Origin of the sequence: Gelidibacter sp., assembly GCF_039916245.1 — a bacterium.
Classification (GTDB): domain Bacteria; phylum Bacteroidota; class Bacteroidia; order Flavobacteriales; family Flavobacteriaceae; genus Gelidibacter.
On record NZ_JBDSLS010000062.1, the window covers coordinates 1 to 5,167 of the forward strand.

The following is a 5,167-nucleotide window of genomic DNA, read 5'->3' on the forward strand; positions in this document are numbered from 1 at the left end:
CAATAAACAACAAAGCACCAAGAATTACCAACAAGCTACCAAAAATGAGTTTTTGCTGATTTGATAATTTGATCCCGAAGTTTCGGTACGTTTTTTTGGTTTTAGGTGTTGTAGTACTGCTTTTAGCTTTGGTTTTCTTCTTCGCCATGTGAACCTTCCGTGACCACGGAAATCTATTTTTTATAAAATTGTATTACTGAAATAAGCTAGGTTTATCTGTTTTCTTAAGGAAACAAAAATACAAATTACTAACGTTAATCCTAACCGAATTAGTATTAAAAAAGCTTTGGATAATAAATGACTGCCGCTACAATAATTGCAGAAATTGCCGCGATAAAAACGGCACCTGCTGCCACGTCTTTAATATGACCAATACTGGCGTGATGGTCTGGATGAACAAAGTCGGCAATTGCTTCAATAGCCGTGTTGACGCCTTCGATACTCATGACCAAACCAATCATGGCGACTTGAAAGAGCCATTCTGTAGTGGAGATTTCAAAGTAAAACCCAGCAATAGTTACCAGAATGGCAATCGCAAATTGAATTTTAATACTCGCTTCCGTTCGCAGTAAAATTAGCGCACCTTTATAGGCCCAACCTATACTTTTTAAGCGATTGACCAGTAACGAATCTTTTTTTTGGGACATAAATTAAGACTATGAAAGCGATGCTAGTGCGGCGTCGTAATTCGGTTCCTCTGTAATTTCAAAAACTTGTTCCGTATAGATAACTTCAGCTTTATCGTTTAAAACGACTACACATCTTGAGTGTAAGCCTTCTAAAGGTCCATCAATAATGGTTAAGCCGTAGTTTTTGCCAAAATTACCATCTCTAAAATCAGAGAGGCTCTCTACGTTGTGAATGCCTTCGGCCGCACAAAAACGGGAGAATGCAAATGGCAAATCTTTAGAAATACAAATCACTTTGGTATTGTCGAGTTGCGCTGCCTTTTGATTAAAAGATCTAACCGATTGTGCACAAGTACCTGTATCAACACTTGGAAAAATGTTTAGAATCACATTATGACCCAAATAGTCATGAAGTGATCTTGAAGAGAGGTCGGTCGCTGTTAATTTAAAGTTGGGAGCGTTCGTTCTTTTTTTCGGAAGTTCTCCAGAAGTTGTTACTGGGTTGCCTTTAAGTGTTACAGTTGCCATAATATAAAAGTGTTTATTTTGAAATGTTAAAATTAAGGATTATTTGAGGGTTTGCCTATTAATTAAAATAGAATGTTTTCGGACCTAAATTCTGAAACGAGCTTTCTATAGGATCATGTGAAAAATGTTATGACTATTTTCCATCACCTTTATATAAAAACCTATCTCAACTCTGCGCCAAGTTGCTCTTCAAAATTAGTTTGCAATTTCTTCATGATTTTATCAACCTGCTGGTCGGTAAGCGTGCTGTGTTCATCCTGGAATTTAAAACTCACGGCATAACTTTTTTTGCCTTCTGGAAGGGTGTTGCCTTGATAAACATCAAATAAATCCACACTTTTTAGTAAGCGTTTTTCGGTTTGATTGGCAATGGTATCGATAGCTTCAAAAGTGATGTTTTCATCCAATAATAAGGCGAAATCGCGTCGAGATGCTGGGTATTTAGGTAATTCCTTAAAGTCAATGTTTTTGTGTTTTACCATTTCAATCACATGGTCCCAATTGAAATCAGCAAACAATACGTCCTGAGAAATATCAAAATGCTTCATGATTTTTTTATTGACCAGACCAAAATCCACTAAGCTCTTATTACCAGTTTGAAGACTGATGCCTTCACTAAAGGCATCGTTTTGAATTGGAGATGCCGTGAATTGACCTAGGGCCAAGCGTTCTAAAACGGCGGTAATAACGCCTTTTAAGTAAAAGAAATTAGTGGGTTTCGGATTGGAGTTCCAGCGCTCTGCATTCTCATTTCCAGTTACAAAAAGCGTTAAATGTTTATTTTCAACATATTTGGAGTCCTGATTATGATAGGATTTGCCAAATTCAAACAGTTTTAAATCAGAGCGTCTTCTGTTGATATTTCTGCTGACGGCTTCAAGCCCTGAGAACAACAAGCTTTGACGCATTACACTTAAATCATTGCTCAACGGATTGAGCATCGTTACATTATGCTCTTCCTTTAAATCCGCACTTAATTTTGTATAAGCTGGCGTCGTTAAGGAATTGGATAAAATCTCATAAAAACCTTGGCTTACCAATTGATTTCCAACGACATTTTGAAGTTTGAAATCTTCAAAACGTGATGATGGAGAGATGGATGCATTTAGTTTTTGGGTAAACTTGATGTTGTTGTACCCATAAACTCTTAAAATTTCTTCAATAATATCGGCTTCACGCACCACATCATTTCTATAAGCAGGAACCGTTAATCCCAAACCTGTTTCGGTAACATTGTTAACCTTAATATCTAAAGACATCAGGATGCTCTTGATGATATCTGTTGGGATTTCTTCGCCGATTAACTTTTGTGCATTTTCAAAGGACAAGCGGACCTGAAAATCTTCAATTTTTTTCGGATAGATATCTACAATATTACTGGTAATCAATCCGCCAGCAACTTCTTGAATCAATAGCGCTGCACGTTTTAAGGCGTACTCCGTAATATTTGGGTCGACACCACGTTCAAAGCGGAAGGAAGCATCGGTATTTAGACCATGTCTTTTGGCTGATTTTCTAATCGATATTGGGTTGAAATAGGCGCTTTCTAAGAAAATACTTGTCGTTTGATCGGTTACTCCTGAAAGTTCGCCACCAAACACACCGGCAATACACATTGGTTTAACAGCATCGCAAATCATTAAATCCTCTTCATGAAGTTCACGTTCAACACCATCTAAAGTTTTAAACTTCGTTCCTTTTGGTAAGGTTTTCACAATGACTTTGTGACCTTCAATTTTATTGGCATCAAAGGCGTGCAAAGGCTGCCCCAGGTCATGTAGAACATAATTGGTAACGTCAACAATATTGTTTTTTGGTGTTAACCCAATCGCTTTAAGACGGTTTTGTAACCAAGCAGGTGATGGGCCAACTTTGATGTCTGTAATGGTAAGCCCACAATAGCGAGGCGCCAATTCTTTGTTGAGCACATCGACCAAAATTTTTGAAATGGTATTGTCTACTCTAAAAGCGCTTACGGAAGGCGTGATAAGTTCGACGTGATTTTTTTGTTGTAAAAGTCCAGCTTTAAGATCTCTGGCCGTACCAAAATGGCTCATGGCATCCGCTCTGTTTGGCGTGAGACCGATTTCAAAAACCTTATCGTTTTCAACTTCATAAATTTTCGAAAGTAATGTGCCCACGGCAAGTTCATTGTCCAAAACCAAAATACCATCATGAGAAGTTCCAAGACCTAATTCGTCTTCAGAGCAAATCATTCCATGGCTTTCTTCGCCTCTAATTTTTCCTTTTTTGATGGTCCAAGCTTCACCTTCTGCAGTATATAAAGTGGTTCCTATGGTCGCAACCGGTACCTTTTGGCCAGCGGCTACATTTGGTGCGCCACAAACAATTTGTAAGGGTGTGTCCAATCCAATGTTCACGGTCGTAACTTTAAGACGGTCCGCATTGGGATGTTGTACACAGGTCAAAACTTCGCCAACTACAATGCCTTCCAATCCGCCTTTTACAGATTGAAAAGTGTGGATGCCTTCAACTTCAAGACCTAGGTCGGTAAGTAATTCGCCGGTTTGTTCAGGAGTCCAATCAATGTTTACAAACTGTTTTAACCAATTATAAGAAATCTTCATTTTTAGAGTATTAAGCTATAGCTATATTTTATTCAATGTTTTGCAATCTGAATCCGCGTTATTCGGCCTAGCGTCCGACTTATTTTAAATTCGGGGTAAAGATAATAATAGTATATAGTTATAGAAATGGTATATAATTTTATTTTCAATGTTTTTTAGCCTTATTTTTACTAACCTAAAAAGTCCCATATTCGCTATGAAGCACCTGTCCGTCATTATACTTGTTTTTTTATTTTTATCCTGTAATAGAGATACCTCAAAGAAAATGCTGCATGGTATGTATTTGGGTCAGCTGGATGTGAATGGGCAGGAACATATTCCTTTCAATTTTGAAGTGACTTCTGATAAGGCCTTAAAGATATTTAATGCGGACGAAGTTATTTTAGTGAATGATATTACCTATAAGAATGATTCGGTTTACATTAAGATGCCTGTTTTTGAGGGCTATATTGTGGTTAAGCTAACTGAAGATGGGATGATTGGCAGTTTTTTCAATGAAAGCTTTGGGTCGAGATTGCCTTTTAAAGCTTTTTATAATTCCAATGCACGCTTCAAGTTGACGGACCCTGCAGCGACTGATGTTTCCGGCAGTTGGGAAGTGTTGTTTAGTGCTGATTCTGATGAAAAAAAATACCTGGCGAAGGGCGTTTTTGAACAAAAAGGGCAAAAGGTCACGGGTACTTTTCAGACCAAAACAGGCGATTATCGATACTTGGAAGGCGTTGTAAATGACAATCAACTTAAATTATCAACCTTTGATGGCTCGCATGCTTATTTGTTCGTGGCTACTGTGACGGATAGCACAATGAGTGGTACTTTTTTTTCGGGGAACACCTATGCCGAGCCGTTTGAAGCCAACCGAAATGATCTTTTTGAGTTGCCTGATGCCAACACGCTTACTTTTTTAAAAGAAGGTTATAAGCGTTTAGAATTCAGTTTTCCACAAGCAGATAGTACGATGGTGTCTTTAAACGACCCGCAATTTAAAGATAAAGTCGTGGTTGTTCAGATTATGGGCACTTGGTGTCCGAACTGTTTGGATGAAACGAAATATTTTTCTGAATACTATAATAACAATTCCGATAAGGATATTGAATTTGTGGCTCTGGCCTTTGAATATGCGAAAACAGAAGCAAAAGCATTTAAGAGTATCGCAGAATTAAAAAATAGAATAGGCATCGAATACCCGATCTTGTTGGCGCAATATGGAACTTCAAATAAGATTGATGCTCAAAAGAAATTGCCGATGTTGAATCATATCCTATCTTATCCGACCACTATTTTTATTGATAAAGCTGGAAAGGTTCGAAAGATTCACACGGGTTTTAGTGGACCAGCAACCGGTAAGGATTATATTGATTTTAAGAATGAGTTTGAAAGTTTTATAGATGAACTTTTAGCGGAGTAAATATCAAAATTTCA

At 37.7% G+C, this 5,167-nt stretch carries 4 protein-coding genes; 1 reads left to right on the forward strand and 3 read right to left on the reverse strand.

Annotated features, from left to right (window positions below; genetic code table 11):
- Nucleotides 1-275: 275 nt before the first annotated feature.
- From ABIQ28_RS03250 to pheT, 3 genes are all read right to left on the reverse strand, one after another.
- Nucleotides 276-647 (reverse strand): diacylglycerol kinase family protein, encoded by a 372-nt coding sequence (locus tag ABIQ28_RS03250; protein ID WP_348035319.1) that lies wholly within the window; start codon nt 645-647, stop codon nt 276-278.
- A gap of 9 nt (nt 648-656) precedes the next feature.
- Complete coding sequence (gene tpx / locus ABIQ28_RS03255) at nt 657-1,157, reverse strand: thiol peroxidase (RefSeq protein ID WP_348035320.1); 501 nt, start codon at nt 1,155-1,157, stop codon at nt 657-659.
- A gap of 161 nt (nt 1,158-1,318) precedes the next feature.
- Nucleotides 1,319-3,745, reverse strand: coding sequence for a phenylalanine--tRNA ligase subunit beta (gene pheT / locus ABIQ28_RS03260; RefSeq protein WP_348035321.1), 2,427 nt, complete (start codon nt 3,743-3,745; stop codon nt 1,319-1,321).
- Between the two features lie 196 nt (nt 3,746-3,941).
- On the opposite strand from pheT, the gene ABIQ28_RS03265 reads away from it, so the two are divergent.
- Nucleotides 3,942-5,153 carry a TlpA disulfide reductase family protein gene (locus tag ABIQ28_RS03265; RefSeq protein WP_348035322.1) on the forward strand — a complete coding sequence of 404 codons (1,212 nt, stop codon included), beginning with the start codon at nt 3,942-3,944 and terminating at the stop codon, nt 5,151-5,153.
- The last annotated feature ends 14 nt before the right edge of the window (nt 5,154-5,167 follow it).